This is a genomic window from Peribacillus sp. SIMBA_075 (assembly GCF_046534585.1).
In genome coordinates, this window is sequence record NZ_JAWRYN010000222.1 from 1 (window position 1) to 358 (window position 358).

At 44.4% G+C, this 358-nt stretch carries 3 tRNA genes; all 3 read right to left on the bottom strand.

Features of this window, described 5'->3' with window-relative positions:
* Position 1: 1 nt before the first annotated feature.
* Positions 2–76, bottom strand: a tRNA-Gln gene (locus SB775_RS27950).
* Between the two features lie 104 nt (positions 77–180).
* Positions 181–264, bottom strand: a tRNA-Tyr gene (locus tag SB775_RS27955).
* Between the two features lie 18 nt (positions 265–282).
* Positions 283–358 (bottom strand) — tRNA-Thr (locus SB775_RS27960).

Here is a 358-nt window from a genome sequence, read left to right on the forward strand (position 1 = left end):
ATGGCTGGGCTAGAAGGGATCGAACCTTCGCATGACGGAATCAAAATCCGTTGCCTTACCGCTTGGCTATAGCCCAATATATGATATGTAATAATTAATATTCAACAAAATAAAAAGGTGGTAATCATATATTTCCCTATTAAAGAGAATATATAACTGATCCACAGGATTTTATTAAAATGGTGGAGGGGGGCAGATTCGAACTGCCGAACCCGAAGGAGCGGATTTACAGTCCGCCGCGTTTAGCCACTTCGCTACCCCTCCGCAATATATGGTTGTAAATGGTGCCGGCAAGAGGACTTGAACCCCCAACCTACTGATTACAAGTCAGTTGCTCTACCAGTTGAGCTACACCGGC